The sequence below is a fragment of the Mesobacillus sp. genome, assembly GCF_057785455.1.
This window is the reverse complement of sequence record NZ_JBYNSB010000061.1, coordinates 176,575-193,019: the sequence shown is the minus strand read 5'-3', so window position 1 is coordinate 193,019 and position 16,445 is coordinate 176,575. Positions and strand designations below refer to the sequence as shown.

Annotated in this window: 16 protein-coding genes; all 16 read left to right on the top strand. The window is 47.0% G+C overall.

Features of this window, described 5'->3' with window-relative positions:
• Positions 1-41: 41 nt before the first annotated feature.
• The 16 genes from atpD (at position 42) to murA (ending at position 16,379) form a co-directional block, all read left to right on the top strand.
• On the top strand, positions 42-1,454 hold the full coding sequence (gene atpD / locus AC3EBE_RS23155) for a F0F1 ATP synthase subunit beta (protein ID WP_488597392.1): 1,413 nt from the start codon (positions 42-44) through the stop codon (positions 1,452-1,454).
• 22 nt (positions 1,455-1,476) lie between these two features.
• Positions 1,477-1,884 carry a F0F1 ATP synthase subunit epsilon gene (locus AC3EBE_RS23150; RefSeq protein WP_488597391.1) on the top strand — a complete coding sequence of 136 codons (408 nt, stop codon included), beginning with the start codon at positions 1,477-1,479 and terminating at the stop codon, positions 1,882-1,884.
• 1,012 nt (positions 1,885-2,896) lie between these two features.
• The gene (locus tag AC3EBE_RS23145) at positions 2,897-3,274 is read left to right on the top strand and encodes an NADH-quinone oxidoreductase subunit A (protein WP_488597390.1); all 378 of its coding nucleotides are present in this window, start codon (positions 2,897-2,899) and stop codon (positions 3,272-3,274) included.
• Complete coding sequence (locus AC3EBE_RS23140; RefSeq protein WP_488597389.1) at positions 3,265-3,777, top strand: NuoB/complex I 20 kDa subunit family protein; 513 nt, start codon at positions 3,265-3,267, stop codon at positions 3,775-3,777. The genes AC3EBE_RS23145 and AC3EBE_RS23140 overlap by 10 nt, the downstream gene beginning before the upstream one ends.
• A 3-nt stretch (positions 3,778-3,780) precedes the next feature.
• Positions 3,781-5,109, top strand: coding sequence for an NADH-quinone oxidoreductase subunit C (locus AC3EBE_RS23135; protein WP_488597388.1), 1,329 nt, complete (start codon positions 3,781-3,783; stop codon positions 5,107-5,109).
• 3 nt (positions 5,110-5,112) lie between these two features.
• Complete coding sequence (locus AC3EBE_RS23130) at positions 5,113-6,213, top strand: NADH-quinone oxidoreductase subunit D (protein WP_488597387.1); 1,101 nt, start codon at positions 5,113-5,115, stop codon at positions 6,211-6,213.
• Positions 6,213-7,220: an NADH-quinone oxidoreductase subunit NuoH gene (nuoH, locus tag AC3EBE_RS23125; RefSeq protein ID WP_488597386.1), complete on the top strand. Its 1,008-nt coding sequence runs from the start codon at positions 6,213-6,215 to the stop codon at positions 7,218-7,220. Before AC3EBE_RS23130 ends, nuoH begins: the two co-directional genes overlap by 1 nt.
• A gap of 65 nt (positions 7,221-7,285) precedes the next feature.
• The gene (gene nuoI, locus AC3EBE_RS23120) at positions 7,286-7,705 is read left to right on the top strand and encodes an NADH-quinone oxidoreductase subunit NuoI (protein ID WP_488597385.1); all 420 of its coding nucleotides are present in this window, start codon (positions 7,286-7,288) and stop codon (positions 7,703-7,705) included.
• Positions 7,702-8,226, top strand: coding sequence for an NADH-quinone oxidoreductase subunit J (locus tag AC3EBE_RS23115; RefSeq protein WP_488597384.1), 525 nt, complete (start codon positions 7,702-7,704; stop codon positions 8,224-8,226). Before nuoI ends, AC3EBE_RS23115 begins: the two co-directional genes overlap by 4 nt.
• Positions 8,223-8,537, top strand: a complete 315-nt coding sequence (gene nuoK / locus AC3EBE_RS23110; RefSeq protein ID WP_488597383.1) for an NADH-quinone oxidoreductase subunit NuoK — start codon at positions 8,223-8,225, stop codon at positions 8,535-8,537. Before AC3EBE_RS23115 ends, nuoK begins: the two co-directional genes overlap by 4 nt.
• A gap of 144 nt (positions 8,538-8,681) precedes the next feature.
• Positions 8,682-10,544, top strand: coding sequence for an NADH-quinone oxidoreductase subunit L (gene nuoL / locus AC3EBE_RS23105; RefSeq protein ID WP_488597382.1), 1,863 nt, complete (start codon positions 8,682-8,684; stop codon positions 10,542-10,544).
• Complete coding sequence (locus AC3EBE_RS23100; protein ID WP_488597381.1) at positions 10,544-12,064, top strand: NADH-quinone oxidoreductase subunit M; 1,521 nt, start codon at positions 10,544-10,546, stop codon at positions 12,062-12,064. Before nuoL ends, AC3EBE_RS23100 begins: the two co-directional genes overlap by 1 nt.
• 6 nt (positions 12,065-12,070) lie before the next feature.
• Positions 12,071-13,591 carry an NADH-quinone oxidoreductase subunit NuoN gene (gene nuoN, locus AC3EBE_RS23095; protein ID WP_488597380.1) on the top strand — a complete coding sequence of 507 codons (1,521 nt, stop codon included), beginning with the start codon at positions 12,071-12,073 and terminating at the stop codon, positions 13,589-13,591.
• A 262-nt stretch (positions 13,592-13,853) separates the two neighbouring features.
• Positions 13,854-14,102 carry a DUF1146 family protein gene (locus AC3EBE_RS23090; RefSeq protein ID WP_488597379.1) on the top strand — a complete coding sequence of 83 codons (249 nt, stop codon included), beginning with the start codon at positions 13,854-13,856 and terminating at the stop codon, positions 14,100-14,102.
• A 205-nt stretch (positions 14,103-14,307) separates the two neighbouring features.
• Positions 14,308-15,039: a YwmB family TATA-box binding protein gene (locus tag AC3EBE_RS23085; protein ID WP_488597378.1), complete on the top strand. Its 732-nt coding sequence runs from the start codon at positions 14,308-14,310 to the stop codon at positions 15,037-15,039.
• A 32-nt stretch (positions 15,040-15,071) separates the two neighbouring features.
• Positions 15,072-16,379 (top strand): UDP-N-acetylglucosamine 1-carboxyvinyltransferase, encoded by a 1,308-nt coding sequence (gene murA / locus AC3EBE_RS23080; protein ID WP_488597377.1) that lies wholly within the window; start codon positions 15,072-15,074, stop codon positions 16,377-16,379.
• The last annotated feature ends 66 nt before the right edge of the window (positions 16,380-16,445 follow it).

Genomic DNA, 16,445 nt, shown 5'->3' with positions numbered 1-16,445 from the left:
ATGATGTATATATTTGAACAAGTACGTTAGGAGGGAACAAGATGAACAAAGGACGCGTTCTCCAGGTTATGGGTCCGGTTGTTGACGTAAAGTTTGAAAGCGGCAATCTTCCAGAGATCTATAACGCTTTGAAAATTGTAAGTAATGACGCGGATGTTAACGTCGAACTAACTCTTGAAGTAGCCATTCACTTGGGCGATGACACAGTTCGTACAATCGCGATGTCTTCCACAGACGGTCTTAAGCGTGGAGTGGAAGTAGTAGATACAGGTGCTGCCATCTCCGTTCCAGTTGGGGATGTAACACTAGGACGTGTATTCAACGTATTGGGTGAGTCAATCGACCTTGACGCTCCAGTCCCTGCCGATGCACGCCGCGATTCAATCCACAGGGAAGCTCCAACATTCGAACAGCTTTCAACTGAAGTTGAAATCCTTGAAACAGGTATTAAGGTTGTTGACCTTCTTGCTCCATATATCAAGGGTGGAAAAATTGGTCTATTCGGTGGTGCCGGTGTAGGTAAAACGGTATTAATCCAGGAATTGATCAACAACATCGCTCAAGAGCACAGCGGTATCTCCGTATTCGCAGGTGTTGGTGAGCGTACACGTGAAGGTAATGACCTTTATCATGAAATGACGGATTCAGGCGTTATCAAGCAAACTGCGATGGTATTCGGACAGATGAACGAGCCGCCAGGAGCACGTATGCGTGTAGCCCTGACTGGTTTGACAATGGCTGAATATTTCCGTGATGAGCAAGGACAGGACGTTCTTTTCTTCATGGATAACATCTTCCGTTTCACGCAAGCAGGTTCTGAGGTTTCCGCGCTGCTTGGCCGTATGCCATCTGCCGTAGGTTACCAGCCGACTCTTGCAACTGAAATGGGTAAATTGCAGGAACGTATCACATCTACTAACGTAGGTTCTGTTACATCCATCCAGGCAATTTACGTACCAGCGGATGACTATACTGACCCGGCTCCGGCTACAACTTTCGCTCACTTGGATGCAACAACTAACCTTGAGCGTAAGCTTTCTGAAATGGGTATCTACCCTGCGGTGGATCCACTTGCTTCGACTTCACGTGCATTGACACCTGAAATCGTTGGCGAAGAGCACTATTCAGTTGCTCGTCGTGTACAGCAAACATTACAGCGTTACAGAGAACTTCAGGATATCATCGCGATCCTTGGTATGGATGAGCTTTCTGACGAAGATAAGCTAACAGTACACCGTGCTCGCCGTATCCAGTTCTACCTATCTCAAAACTTCCACGTAGCTGAGCAGTTTACTGGTCAGAAGGGTTCTTACGTGCCAGTTAAAGAAACAGTTAAAGGATTCGCTGAAATCCTTGACGGTAAATATGACCACCTTCCAGAAGATGCATTCCGCCTTGTTGGCCGAATCGAAGAAGTTATCGAGAATGCAAAACGTATGGGTGTAGAGGTCTAATAACGGACCAGGAGGGTAAAAAATGAAGACGATTAAAGTCAGTGTTGTTACTCCCGATGGGCCGGTGTATGAGTCGAATGTTGAAATGGTAAGCACAAAAGCCCGCTCAGGCGAGCTTGGAATCTTGCCAGGCCACATTCCAACGGTTGCACCGCTACAAATTGGCGCTGTCCGTTTGAAAAATGGCAGCAATACTGAGTTCGTTGCGGTAAGCGGCGGCTTCCTTGAAGTCCGTCCAGATCAAGTAACCATCCTTGCTCAATCCGCAGAACAATCATCTGAAATCGATCTTGAACGTGCCCTAAGAGCAAAAGAACGCGCCGAACAGCGCCTGCGTGAAAAACAGCAGGAGAACGTTGACTTCAGACGTGCAGAACTTGCCCTTCAGCGTGCAATCAACCGTATTTCAGTTGCAGAACGCAAAATCTAATTTATATGAATCAACACCCTCCGGTTATGCTGGGGGGTGTTTTTTGTTGGCACTGTTAACCAAGGCTGTTGATTTACGTTCCAGGCTCTTCGCTTTCCTCTGAAAAATTATGAAAAAGCCCAATTGGCGGCTTTTTCAAGGGCAAATTTTTCATGGGTCGTGCGCTGAGCCTCCTCGCCGCTTCGCTTCTGCGGGGTAAAATGGCCCTTCTTCTCAGGCCATTTCTACCTAGGTCTCACTGCCCGCTAAATCCCGAAGGAGTCTGCGCGCCTTCCACTAAAATCAACAGGGTTCAAAAATCAACATTCAACATTAACAGAGCCTTTTATCATGGAGGATAACGGTGGTAGTGAACTTCGCCTATATAATTAGAATTCTGCCAGAAAAACGTTGATCTTCGAATAAAAAGCAAATTTCCCTCTGAAAAAACTGTTAACCGCACACGAAAATTAAGAATTGATACTATAAACCGCGATGCAAAAACACAAACTAAGATTTTTTTAGAAAATTCTCCTTCAGCTTGACCCAGTTCATCCAACTTTCCGCGGCCAAACATTAAAATCCCCACGCCAAACCAATTTAATGATCGTCTTCTACCACAGATTTCAGAAATGTTGATAAACGTCACTGACAATATAATTCAATTTGCGTTTTAATATAGGATGTAACCGATTGCCGTTTTCAGGTGTTCCATGCAGTTACATCACTCACCTTCAACTCATTCCATTGGCTGCACCCTTACTGGAGAACGGAGCTTGAAGGCATCAAAAAGAACACCTGAATAAACAAGATGAATATATTCCTGGCATTGCGACTATGTATGTAATTGGACGACTCATTCTGGCCGGCCATTTCAAGTCATTTTTCCACTCTAATGATCTATTGAATATGCTTGGAAGAAGGTTGCCAGATTGTTCAAAGCCTTGTCGACACACTATTGTAACAATGGTATAATTGTTATCGGTTACAAGTTTGATAAGTATGAAAATTTTACAACATTGGAGGGATGGGCATGGAACAGTTGAATCTATATCAAAATAACTATTTGATAGTCTTTGTGTTCCTATGTCTCGGGGTATTGCTGCCTATTGTGGCCTTGTTCGCGGCGAAGCTATTGCGTCCGAAGTACAAGCAGGATGAGCGCAAATATACCACCTACGAGAGCGGGATGGAACCTTTCAGCGATGCTAGGGTTCAGTTTAACGTCCGTTATTATGTGTTTGCCCTTATGTTCGTTATTTTTGATGTAGAAACAGCGTTTTTGTATCCATGGGCTGTCGCCTATGAGAAGCTGGGGATTTTCGCATTGATTGAAATGCTGATCTTCGTTGTATTGCTTCTTATCGGACTCATCTACGCGTGGAAAAAGAAGGTGCTAAAATGGATTTAAAGTTGGATGAACTTTCACCTGCAGAAATGGCAGAACTCCAAAGAAATGTATTCGTGACAACACTTGAACAGGTTAAAGGCTGGGCACGAAGCAACTCCATGTGGCCAATGACATTTGGTCTTGCATGCTGTGCGATCGAAATGATGGCATCAAGCTCCGCGCACTATGACCTTGACCGTTTCGGTACATTCTATCGTAACTCGCCGCGTCAATCAGATGTCATGATCGTATCGGGTACTGTTACGAAGAAAATGGCGCCGACTGTGCGCAGGCTGTATGACCAGCTGGCTGAGCCAAAATGGGTCATTGCCATGGGATCATGTGCGACAGCAGGCGGTCCTTACGTAAAATCATATTCAGTAGTAAAAGGGGTCGACCAGATCGTTCCTGTCGATGTTTACATACCGGGATGCCCGCCGAACCCAGCAGCCCTGATTTACGGGATTAATAAATTGAAAGAGAAAATCCGTTACGAGGCGAAGACCGGGAAGAAGGTGATCTAACCGATGAGCGGGGAAAAGGATTTAGAGCAATTAAAGAGAGAAGCGGCCGAGAAGGCGAAGGAGCTGGCAAAGCAGCGCCTTGCAGCCAAGCAATCGGGAGAGGCTCCTGCATCAGAACCAGCACAAACATCGCAAGCTTCGGGTGAAGATGCGGACCTAGCGAAAAAGAAAGCCGCAGCTGCAGCCAAGGCAAAAGCAGCTGCTTTGGCAAAAATGAAAGCAATGGGCCAGACTGAGGCAACAGCTGAAGAAGAGGCGCCAGCGCCAACACCTCAGGCAGAAGGCCAGGATGCGGACCTTGCGAAAAAGAAGGCCGCTGCAGCAGCGAAAGCAAAGGCAGCTGCACTGGCAAAGATGAAAGCAACAGGCCAGGTGGAGGAGAATGCAGACGCTCCTGCTGATGAAGATGCTGATCTTGCTAAAAAGAAGGCCGCGGCAGCAGCGAAAGCAAAGGCAGCTGCACTTGCAAAAATGAAGGCATCAGGCCAGGCTGAGGAGACTGCAGAGGCTCCAGCAGGGGATGACGATGATCTTGCGAAAAAGAAAGCAGCCGCAGTGGCGAAAGCAAAAGCCGCCGCAGCAGCCAAGCTGAAGGCTAAAGCAGAAGCTGGCGAAGGAGCAGAGGCTCCAGCAGGAGATGACGATGACCTAGCCAAGAAGAAAGCCGCCGCAGTAGCGAAGGCAAAGGCAGCCGCAGCAGCAAAAGCGAAGGCAGCCGCATCAGGTGGAGCCGGAGACGATGAAAAAGCGAAAGCGATTGCCGCAGCCAAGGCAAAAGCAGCTGCAGCAGCGAAGGCGAAAGCCGCAGGGGGAGCAGCTGCCGAAGCAGAACCTGTGGAAGAGAAAAAGCCTTCACCGAACCAGCCTTATCTTGATAAATATGTGAAGGTAATCTCAGACAATCTCGGAGCAGATGTTTTAGAAGATTACTATATTAACCCGCTGTCAAAGGATGTACCGACGCTAGTTGCGAAGAAGGAGTCGTACCAGCGCCTGGCTGCATTCCTCAAATACAATGAACTGCTTGGCTTTGATTATTTATCTGAGCTTCATGGCACTGATTTTGAGACGCATATGGAAGTGTATGTGCATTTGTACTCATACAAAAACAGACAGTCTGTTGCATTGAAGGTCAAACTTGACCGCAATGAGCCGGCAGTTGAATCTGTTACGCCATTATGGGCGGGTGCCAACTGGCCTGAATGTGAAGCGTACGACTTGCTTGGTATTAAATTTGAAGGCCATCCTGACCTCCATCGCATCATGCTTGGTGAAGACTGGGTCGGCCACCCATTACGTAAAGACTATGAACCGTATGATGTGGAGGTGTAGCCCGTGATACGCACAGAAGAAATGCTCTTGAACGTGGGCCCGCAGCACCCTAGTACACACGGTGTATTCCGCCTCGTTCTAAAAATCGACGGGGAAATCATTGTAGAAGCAAAGCCAGTAATCGGCTACCTGCACCGCGGCACTGAAAAGCTCGCGGAAAATCTGCAATATACCCAGATCATTCCGTACACGGACCGAATGGACTATGTATCGGCTATGACAAACAATTATGTCATCGTCCATGCAGTAGAAACGATGATGGGCATCAAAATCCCGGAACGCGCTGAATACCTGAGGATTCTGGCGATGGAATTGAACCGCGTTGCCAGCCACCTGCTCTGGTGGGGAACATTCATCCTTGACTTCGGTGCGACAAGCCCATTGCTTTATGCATTCCGTGACCGGGAAATGATCCTGAACCTGCTGAATGAGCTATCAGGGGCGCGCCTGACATTCAATTACATGCGTGTCGGCGGCGTCAAATGGGATGCTCCTGAAGGCTGGCTTGAAAAGGTCTCCGAGTTTGTCCCTTACTTAAGAGGACAGCTGAAAGGCTACCATCAGCTTGTTTCCGGAAATGAAATTTTCCTTAACCGTACAAAAGGCATCGGTACATATACAAAAGAAGATGCCATCAATTATTCATTGAGCGGTCCAAACCTGCGCTCAACCGGCGTCAAATGGGATTTGCGCAAGGATGAGCCATACTCAATCTATGACCGCTTCGACTTCGACGTCGTCACTCGCGAAGAAGGTGACGCACTTGCCCGCTATTACTGCAGGCTCGGCGAAATCGAAGAATCTCTGAAAATCATCGAACAGGCCATCGAGCAATTCCCGAAAGAGGGCGAAATCATGGCCAAGGTTCCAAAGATCATCAAAGCTCCAAAAGGGGAAGCGTTTGTCCGGATCGAAGGCTCAAGAGGCGAGATCGGCTGCTATATTTCCAGCGATGGCAAGAAAGAGCCATACCGTCTCAAGTTCAGAAGGCCGTCCTTCTACAATTTGCAAATCCTTCCTAAACTTCTAGAAGGTGAAAGTATCTCGAATCTGATTGCAATTTTAGGAGCGGTTGATATCGTTCTTGGGGAGGTAGACGGATAATGGTTGAGGAATTTCTCAATTCAAGCCCCGGCCTGATCAATTTTGGAATTTTCTTTCTCCTGGCAGTCGTGCTGTTGCTCGTCATCCTTGGATTCGTAACAATGGCAATCCTCGCTGAGAGAAAAGTGCTTGGTTTTATGCAGGGCCGTTATGGTCCCGCCCATGTCGGCGGTAAATGGGGTCTCCTGCAGTCCGTGGCCGACGTACTGAAGCTTTTGGTAAAAGAAGATTTGATCCCTAAATTGGCGGATAAGCCGCTGTTCATCATCGCACCGGTAATTGCGTTCGCGCCATCTTTCATGGTCATGGCGACAATCCCGCTGACAGATGAACTTCAATTTGCGGATTTGAATGTTGGTTTCCTCTATTATATTGCCGTTTCAGGACTGACAATTGTCGGGATGCTGATGGCAGGCTGGGCATCCAACAATAAGTACTCCCTGCTTGGCGGTATGCGTGCTGCGGCACAGATGATTTCCTATGAAATCCCGCTTGTCATGAGTGTGCTGGGAATCGTCCTGCTGACAGGAAGCCTGAATCTGAATGAAATCGTTGAAGCCCAAAGCAGCGGTGGCTGGTTCATCATCTGGCAGCCAATCGCCTTTATCGTATTCTTCATCGCTGCAACTGCAGAACTGAACAGGGTGCCATTTGACCTTGCAGAAGCGGAAAATGAACTTGTTGCCGGTTTCCATACTGAATACTCAGGTTTCCGCTGGGCGATGTTCATGCTCGCAGAATATGTGTATATGTTCGCAATGTCTGCATTGATTACTGTGCTATTCCTTGGAGGCTGGCTGCCGCTGCCATTCCTGGACTTCATTCCGGGTGCTGTGTGGTTCTCGCTCAAGTTCAGCCTGGTAGTCTACATCCTGATCTGGTTCCGTGCGACGTTCCCGCGTATCCGTGCAGACCAGCTAATGGAGTTCGCTTGGAAGGTGCTGCTGCCGGTTGCGCTGGCAAACATTTTCTTGACAGCTTTAATTAAGGAACTTTTCAATATTTAAATTTTGAATGGAAGCAGGCATCAATCTAGGCGCCGCTGCTTCCCGGATTAAAAGGGGTGAATAACGTGCTAGGATGGACTAAAGGATTAGCTTATACCCTTAAACAATTGTCTCGCGAGAAACTCACTTATGATTATCCGAACGAACCGATACCGCTTCCGGACCGGGCCCGCGGTATCCAGAAGTTTTATCCTGAAAAATGCATCGTCTGCAATCAATGTGCCAATATTTGCCCGACAGAATGCATCAACCTGACAGGGAAAAAGCATCCTGATCCGACGAAAAAAGGCAAAATCATTGATACGTATGATATCAACTTCGAGCTTTGCATCCTCTGTGACCTGTGCACAGAAGTCTGCCCGACAGAAGCGATCATCATGACGAACAACTTCGAGCTTGCTGAATACAGTCGGGATGATTTATTTAAGAACCTGGAATGGCTCGACGAAAATGATGAGAATATACGGAAGGTGAATAAAGCATGACGTTAACAGGCGAATTTTTTGCGTTTATGTCACTTGCTTTAGTGGCGGTAATCGGCGGCGTGCTTTTACTGAACCTTACCAGGGTCATCCATATGGTCGTGGCGCTCGTTTTTACATTCGTCAGTATTGCAGGTATCTATATTTTGTTATCAGCCGAATTCATTGCGGTTATCCAGGTCATGATTTATTCCGGCGCGATCACGATCATCATGCTGTTCGGAATCATGCTTACCCGCCACCACAGTGACGATGAGGAGCAGAAAACAAGTCCATGGAGAAAGCTTTTGCTGCTTCTTGGCGTTCTGGGCTTCGGCGGAGCTGTTTATTATGGGATCTATGACCTGAGCTTTGAAGCAGTGCCAAATACGCTGCATGAGAACAATACGGAACAAATTGGGATGGCGCTTTATTCCAAGTACATCATTCCGTTTGAACTAATGTCTGTAATCCTGCTTGTCGCGCTCGTAGGCGCAATCGTGCTGGCACGCAAGGATGATGAGAAGGAGGGGGATAAGGAATGAGTTCAGTTCCAGTTTCAGCCTTTCTTGCACTTGCACTTATCCTGTTCTGCATCGGCCTTTACGGCGCGCTGACAAAGCGCAACACCGTCATTGTGCTGATTTCGATTGAATTGATGCTGAATGCGGCCAATATCAATCTAGTAACCTTCAGCAAATACGGATTGAACCCATCCATCACAGGACAGGTCTTTGCGCTGTTCGCCATCGCGATTGCCGCGGCGGAGGCAGCTGTCGGACTGGCGATCTTGATTGCTCTATACCGCAACCGCAGGACTGTCAATGTGGATGAAATGAATCAGCTGAAAAACTAATTAAATGAAACTGACGGCGTCCAATTCGCTGTCAATTGTATACTGCTATTCTTGTAGCTGGACTGCCCCGCATACTGCGGGCCTCAATCTGACGGACGTAAAAAGAAAGACAGCGCCCGTTCAAAAAAGGGGATTGTGATATTAATGGAGAATGCTTGGCTCATTCCGCTGTTCCCGCTTGTATCCTTTCTGTTGCTGCTGCTATTCGGAAAAAGGCTTAAAGAAGCGAGTGCGTTCGTTGGGATCCTGGCGACGCTTGCCTCACTGGTATATTCGATCCTTGTGCTGATTGAGCGCATGTCAGAGCATACCTACAAAGCTGAATCCGTCTGGCTGACAATAGGGGATTTACAACTGACTGCGGGCTTTGAAGTAAATCAATTAAATGCATTGATGCTGGTAATCGTGTCACTTGTCAGCTTCCTTGTACATACCTATTCAAAAGGATATATGCATGGCGATGAGCGTTTCCCGGTTTTCTATGCCTATCTAGGATTATTTACATTTGCGATGCTAGGTCTTGTCATCTCGCCTAACCTTCTTCAGACATATATTTTCTGGGAGCTGGTTGGTGTAGGTTCATTCCTGCTGATCGGGTTTTATTTTTACAAAGAAAGTGCCAAAGCGGCTGCAAAGAAAGCCTTCATCATGACCCGTATCGGGGATGTCGGGCTGTTGATCGGGATGATTCTATTATTCTGGCAAACTGGCAGCTTTGAATATGATGAGATCTTTGCGGCAGTTGAAGAAGGAGCTATATCAGGGACGATGATTACCCTGACTGCGATCCTGATTTTCATCGGGGCAGTCGGTAAATCGGGTCAATTCCCGCTCCACACATGGCTTCCTGACGCGATGGAAGGCCCAACGCCTGTTTCTGCATTGATCCACGCAGCGACAATGGTTGCGGCCGGTGTATATTTAGTCGCATCACTGTTCCCGCTTTTCAATGCAAGCGAGACGGCAATGATGACTGTAGCGATCATCGGTGCATTCACAGCGATTTTTGCGGCAACGATCGGCCTTGTACAGACAGACATCAAACGCGTCCTGGCGTTTTCAACTGTCAGCCAGCTTGGCTATATGATGCTGGCGCTAGGTTCGGCCGGTTATGTTGCCGGAGTTTTCCACTTGATGACTCATGCTTTCTTCAAAGCATTGTTGTTCCTTGCAGCAGGAAGCGTCATCCATGCTGTACATACTCAGGATATTGAAAAAATGGGCGGGCTTTGGAAGAAGCTTACGTTCACTGGACCATTGTTCCTGATCGGGACATTGGCCATCAGCGGTGTACCGCTATTCTCAGGATTCTTCAGTAAAGATGAAATCCTGATTGCTGCCTGGGCACATGGCCATACTGTGCTGTTCTGGCTGGCTGTCATTGCGGCATTCTTCACGGCGTTCTATATGTTCCGCCTGTTCTTCATGGTGTTCACTGGTGAAGCACGCAGTGAAATGAAGAATGTCCATGAATCGCCATCTGTCATGACTCTGCCAATGGTTGTCCTTGCTGTACTTGCTGTTGTGGCAGGTTATGTGAACACACCTTGGTTCGGTACATTCCTTGGCGATTGGCTTGTTGAAGGCAATGAAGCGCTTGGACACGGACATATCGAAGGCCCAGCCTGGATCATGGTGGTTGCGACTGTCGTTTCCTTGCTCGGCATCCTGCTTGCATGGATGATGTACGGCAAGAAGTCCATATCCCGGGATTGGCTTAGCAGCAGAGCGCCAATTGCTTACGGCATTGTGAAAAATAAGTATTATATCGATGAAATATACAGCCAGACATTCGTGTTTGGCGCTAAAGCAATCAGTCTTTTCCTTCGCTTCATCGAGCTCTTCCTTGTGGAAGGCCTTGTGAAACTGACGACAGCTGTTGTCCAGGGGCTTGGAAAAACTGGTGCCAGGATCCAAAGCGGCCAGGTACAGACATACGGTGCCATTGCCTTTGTCGGACTTGCAGTTCTGATGGTCATCTTTGCTTTGACAGGGGGGTATTTGTAATGGATTTCAACTATTTTCTTACCTTGCTGGTATTCTCCCCTTTACTAGGTATCCTGCTGCTGGCTTTCATGCCAAAAGCAAATGAATCAGGCATCAAGATGCTTGGTGTGCTGGCTACGCTTCCGTCCCTGGTTTTGTCGCTGATTGCGTACTTCTCCTACCGCGGCGGAGCGGACCTTGCCAATTTTTCCGAAAAGCTTCGCTGGATCCAGTTTGGCGGACCAAGTGCTGAGCAATCCGGCATGTTCAGTGTCAATTATGAACTGGGCATCGATGGATTCGGCCTGATCATGGTTGTGCTTACTTCTGTGATTGCCACGCTGGCAGCATTAGCATCCTTCCATATCAAAAAAGAGTGGAAAGGCTACTATATGCTGTTCCTGCTGCTTGAAATCGGCATGCTTGGAGTTTTCACGTCCCAGAACCTGATTCTGTTCTTCCTTTTCTTCGAAATCACCCTGATTCCGATGTTCTTCCTGATTGGAAAATGGGGCTATTACGAAAGAGAAAAGGCTGCCTACAGCTTTTTGATTTATAACGGACTTGGCTCAGCCATCCTGTTGATTGTCATCATGGTGCTGTTCTCAAGAACCGGCACTTCTAATATTGAAATGCTGAAAGTCATCCTGAATACTGAAGGCGCGCCACTGGTAGCGCCGGTTTCAGAGTCACTGAAGATGGGATTATTGATTGCCCTGCTTGTTGCGTTTGGCGTCAAGCTGCCAATCTTCCCGCTCCACAGCTGGATGCTGCGCGTCCACGTGGAGGCGCCGCCATCAATCGTTATGATCCACTCAGGGATCCTGTTGAAAATCGGTGCCTTCGGTTTGATCCGCTTTGGTATGGGAATCTTCCCTGAGCAATTTGCGGATTTAACCGTTCTTCTAGCAATACTTGGCGTCATCAATCTGCTTTATGGAGCATTCCTTGCTTTTATCCAGACAGATTTCAAAATGGTCCTGGCTTACTCTTCTATTTCCCATATGGGTATCGTGTTAATCGGACTCGGCGCAAGTAATGAAGCGGGGATTCAAGGAGCTATTTTCCAGGTCGTTTCCCACGGCTTGATTTCAGCATTATTGTTCTTCCTGGTCGGTGTGCTGTACGAACGCACACATACCACTACACTTTCAAATCTTGGCGGGCTTGCAAAAGGCATGCCGGTTGCTTCAGGCTTCCTGCTTGCAGGTGCGATGGCATCTCTTGGCTTGCCTGGCATGTCCGGATTCATCAGCGAATTCATGGCATTCTTCGGCTTGTTCAAAGAAATGCCGATCATCGCAGCGGTTGGTACTCTTGGCATCATCATGACAGCAGTTTACCTGCTGCGTGCAGTGCTTGGCATTACCTATGGCAAGGCAGAACGCGAATTCGTTGGCATTTCCGATGTCCGTTCGTTTGAATGGGCGCCGATCCTGGTGCTTGTCGGCTTGATCGTCCTGATTGGAGTATATCCTAACGTTCTTGGTGAACCGCTTCAGGCAACATTAGAGACTATCTTGATGGGAATAGGGGGGTGATGAACGATGGATTTAGATACACTTCTATCATTTGATTGGGGAACGATGGCTCCGGAGTTCATCATCCTTGGCATAGCGACAGCACTGTCTGTCCTTGATTTATTCATGCCAAAGCATGTAGACCGCAAAGTACTTGGCTGGATTGGTTTCATTGGTGTTCTGGCAGCACTTGTATCATTGGTGATGCTCATTGGCACAGAAACGACTTCAATCCTGTTTGACACCTTCAGGCTGGATTCATTTGCGATTGCTTTTAAACTGATCCTGCTTGTTGGTTCGGCTTTAGTTATGCTTCTGGCTATCGATTATCATCATAATGACGGGCTCGAGGAATATAAAGGGGAATTCTTCTACCTGTTCCTTGCTGCATTGCTTGGTGCGATGATGATGGCTTCAAGCGGAGACTTGATTACATTGTTCGTCGGACTTGAGCTGCTGTCGATTCCTTCTTATATTCTGGCTGGAATGCGCAAGCGCAATCTTCAGTCGAATGAATCAGCAATGAAATACGTCATCAACGGCGGAATTTCATCAGCGATAACGCTGTTCGGTATGAGCTATGTTTTCGGACTTGCTGGTACGACAAATTTAAAAGGAATTGCAACAGTATTCGGAGGGATGTCTGATTCTCAGCACATTTACCTTCTTGGACTTGCATTTTTCATGATTTTCGTCGGCCTGTCCTTCAAGCTTGCTTCCGCGCCATTCCATATGTGGGCGCCGGATGTTTATCAGGGTGCTCCGACTCCTGTCACCGCGTTTTTGAGCGTGGTTTCAAAAACGGCTGGATTCGTGATCATAATGCGCATCATTTTATCCGTATTCATGTATGTGCCGGTAACAGGAGAGGAAGGACAGCAAGTTCCGCTGCTGTTTGCGGTACAGGATTATATCGCTTTCCTTGCTGGCGCGACAATGATCATCGGTAACGTGGTAGCGTTAAGGCAGCGCAACATTAAGCGCATGTTCGCATACTCAAGTATCGCGCATGCAGGTTATATCCTTGTCGCCTTAACGGCAATGTCGTTTGTAACCTTTGATTCGATCTGGTTCTACCTGCTTGCCTATGTATTGATGAACATGGGGGCATTTGCCATCATCCAGCTGATCACAGCAAAAATCGGTTCTGAAGATATCAGCCATTTTGCAGGCCTCTACCGCCGTGCACCGCTGCTGGCAGTAGGAATGGGAATCTTCATCCTGTCACTCGCAGGAATCCCGGGAACAGCTGGTTTCATCGGCAAGCTTAATATCTTCCTGGGTGCCTTGATGGTTGACCAGGCGCACTATGTGCTTGTCTCAATCATGATCGCAACCACTGTTGTCTCATATTTCTACTATTTTGGAATCATGACGCAAATGTTCTTCCGCCCGGCGGCAGACGATGCGAAAATTGGAATTCCTGCAGGCCTGACAGCCGTGATCATCATCACAGGTGCAGCAACCATCCTGTTCGGTGTCATGCCAAACCTGGCCCTGGACTTCCTGCACGGCAATTTCAACCAATTTGTTGATTTTATGAGGTAGAATATCTGTTGATGAAGGGGAGATTAACAGTCGTGTTTTAAAACGAAATAGATTTTGGGGAAAATCTGTTCCGTCATGGATGCCGGTCTCCACCGGCAAAGGGGTAACATAATTGATAAAAGCTGACCTGCATTCGTTGTGGGTCAGCTTTTTTGCTTGTAAAGAAGTTGGTTTCTGAAACTTTTCCGCATCCGCTCCGTCTAATTACAGGTAGGCGGCTGCCTTATGTTAAAATGGTAAGGTAAAAGGGGGAACGACACTTATGATTACGGCAATTGGTCCTTACGCACTGACCAGCATTATTTCCCATCTTGCCTTTATCGCAGTTGCCTGGTGGGCGCTTCAAGCCATCCAGTTTGAGAAGCTGTTAAGGCCTAACCACGTGCTTCAGGCAAGGGTGCTATACATTTTAGCCTCGATCGCACTTGGCTCCACTGTCAGCAATTTCTTCCTTGACTATCTCCAATGGTCGCAGCAGCTGCCAATGATTTTTCAAATGGTAAAAAATTAGGTCTTCATACATGTTTTCAAAATGACAAATATTGAGTAAAATTCTTTTTGTTGTTATTTATTTTGTACATATATGTTTGTTTTTTCACAAACGGTGTACACCCGGCCAAGTTGATTAAAAAATGCTGTCAAAAAGTGACGACAATTCCCAAGTATGCGATACTCTCACCTGGTAACAATGGTAATAAGGGGAGAGTGAAATCGACATGAAGAAAATTTCGTTTATTTTATCAATTTTTGGCATTATTGGTTTTATTGTACTTCAGGCTGGGAATAAAACGACTGTAGCTGACACAGATCATGAGATTTACACTCTGGCCTCAGTTTTGCAGGACGAAAATATTTTGATCACTGGTTGGTCTATTTATGCAAGGGAAACCTTGGTAAAAAAAGATGCAGATAGTCTGGCGGAGGATTTGAAGTCTAAGCTTCCAAATTGGACATGGACGCGCGGCGAGGATTCTAACCATGGAGAAATCATTGCCGTATCAAAGTCTTCCGGGCTTCAAGAGAAAATTAAAATTATTTCAACGGACACAAACGGCCAGATACATACGTATATCATGTATGAGGTCAGAGGTCAGTCATGGAATAAAAATACAAAATCTTTTTTAAGCAAAAATTTACCAGGCAGATTATTTGACATATTTCGAGGAAATGCCACAACTTTCTCTTGTATCGAAGGCGAATTCAATGATAAGATAAAATCGGCTTTACCTGTTTATAAAAGTAAACTGTTAAAGGCATTTAATGCAAAAGAAGTTGAAGGACTGGAAGAGGATTCATTTATTTCTGCATCCGCCTTTTCACCTCTTTTCGACAAATCATTGAGCAGTGAACATGACATGAATATGCAGCTTGGATTACGGAAAAATGAACGATTGGGCGGTAAGACTACCATTGTAGTTGGCACACCCATCATAACGATTGAATATTAATATAGAGAAATTGGACGCGGAGGGGAATACACTTGGAAAAAATCATCGTCCGTGGCGGACAAAGGCTAAGCGGTTCTGTAAAGGTTGAAGGAGCTAAGAATGCCGTCTTGCCTGTTATCGCTGCAACATTATTAGCAAGTGACGGAAAAAGCGTAATTCGTGATGTGCCAACTCTCTCCGATGTATATACCATCAACGAAGTATTACGTTCTTTAAACGCCGTAGTGGAGTTTGAAAATAACACAATTACTGTAGATGCATCCAGAGAGTTAAAGATCGAAGCGCCATTTGAATATGTTCGTAAAATGCGTGCTTCTGTATTAGTTATGGGATCACTGCTTGCCAGGAATGGCCGTGCGCGAGTAGCGCTTCCAGGCGGATGTGCAATCGGTTCCCGTCCTATCGACCAGCACCTTAAAGGCTTTGAAGCAATGGGTGCAACAGTCAAGGTAGGCAACGGTTTTATCGAAGCCGAAGCAGTAAATGGCTTACACGGAGCTAAAATATATCTTGATTTCCCTAGCGTAGGCGCTACGGAAAATATCATGATGGCCGCTGTTCTTGCAAAAGGCACGACAATCATGGAAAACGTCGCAAAAGAACCAGAGATCGTAGACCTTGCAAACTTCCTGAATAAAATGGGTGCGAAGGTCCGCGGCGCAGGTACGGGCACAATCCGTATCGAAGGTGTTGAGGTGCTGTTTGGCGCAGACCACAACATCATCCCGGACCGCATCGAAGCAGGAACATTCATGGTTGCTTCTGCCATTACAGGCGGAAACGTCCTTGTAAAAGGCGCAGTACCGGAACACCTTTCTTCATTAATTGCAAAGATGGAAGAAATGGGCGTTACCATTATCGAAGAAGCAGAAGGTCTTCGTGTTATCGGACCTGATTCGCTAAAAGCAGTTGATATCAAAACAATGCCTCACCCTGGTTTCCCTACGGATATGCAATCCCAGATGATGGCACTGCTATTGCGCGCTCAGGGCACAAGCATGATCACTGAAACTGTATTCGAAAACCGCTTCATGCACGTGGAAGAGTTCCGCCGCATGAATGCAAACATCAAGATTGATGGACGTTCTGTCATCATGAACGGACCATCCGATCTCCAGGGAGCAGAAGTGGCTGCAACTGACCTGCGTGCCGCAGCATCACTGATCCTGACTGGTTTAGTGGCAGATGGCATGACACGCGTGACGGAGTTGTACCACCTTGACCGCGGATATGTTGACTTCCACTTAAAACTGGCCGCACTTGGCGCAGACATCGAACGCGTCAGCGAAATCGAAGAAACTTCAGTGACTGAAAAATTAGTCTCAGACATGAACGCATAAATAATCGTACTCAATGAACCGGAGAATTGTGCTTAGCGTATAGTTCTGCGGTTTTTTGATTTTTAG

Excerpts from the sequence above, each read along its gene's own strand:
- atpD (WP_488597392.1), top strand. The coding sequence starts at position 42 with ATGAACAAAGGACGCGTTCTCCAGGTTATGGGTCCGGTTGTTGACGTA.
- AC3EBE_RS23150 (WP_488597391.1), top strand. The coding sequence starts at position 1,477 with ATGAAGACGATTAAAGTCAGTGTTGTTACTCCCGATGGGCCGGTGTAT.
- AC3EBE_RS23145 (WP_488597390.1), top strand. The coding sequence starts at position 2,897 with ATGGAACAGTTGAATCTATATCAAAATAACTATTTGATAGTCTTTGTG.
- AC3EBE_RS23140 (WP_488597389.1), top strand. The coding sequence starts at position 3,265 with ATGGATTTAAAGTTGGATGAACTTTCACCTGCAGAAATGGCAGAACTC.
- AC3EBE_RS23135 (WP_488597388.1), top strand. The coding sequence starts at position 3,781 with ATGAGCGGGGAAAAGGATTTAGAGCAATTAAAGAGAGAAGCGGCCGAG.
- nuoH (WP_488597386.1), top strand. The coding sequence starts at position 6,213 with ATGGTTGAGGAATTTCTCAATTCAAGCCCCGGCCTGATCAATTTTGGA.
- AC3EBE_RS23115 (WP_488597384.1), top strand. The coding sequence starts at position 7,702 with ATGACGTTAACAGGCGAATTTTTTGCGTTTATGTCACTTGCTTTAGTG.
- nuoK (WP_488597383.1), top strand. The coding sequence starts at position 8,223 with ATGAGTTCAGTTCCAGTTTCAGCCTTTCTTGCACTTGCACTTATCCTG.
- nuoL (WP_488597382.1), top strand. The coding sequence starts at position 8,682 with ATGGAGAATGCTTGGCTCATTCCGCTGTTCCCGCTTGTATCCTTTCTG.
- AC3EBE_RS23100 (WP_488597381.1), top strand. The coding sequence starts at position 10,544 with ATGGATTTCAACTATTTTCTTACCTTGCTGGTATTCTCCCCTTTACTA.
- nuoN (WP_488597380.1), top strand. The coding sequence starts at position 12,071 with ATGGATTTAGATACACTTCTATCATTTGATTGGGGAACGATGGCTCCG.
- AC3EBE_RS23090 (WP_488597379.1), top strand. The coding sequence starts at position 13,854 with ATGATTACGGCAATTGGTCCTTACGCACTGACCAGCATTATTTCCCAT.
- AC3EBE_RS23085 (WP_488597378.1), top strand. The coding sequence starts at position 14,308 with ATGAAGAAAATTTCGTTTATTTTATCAATTTTTGGCATTATTGGTTTT.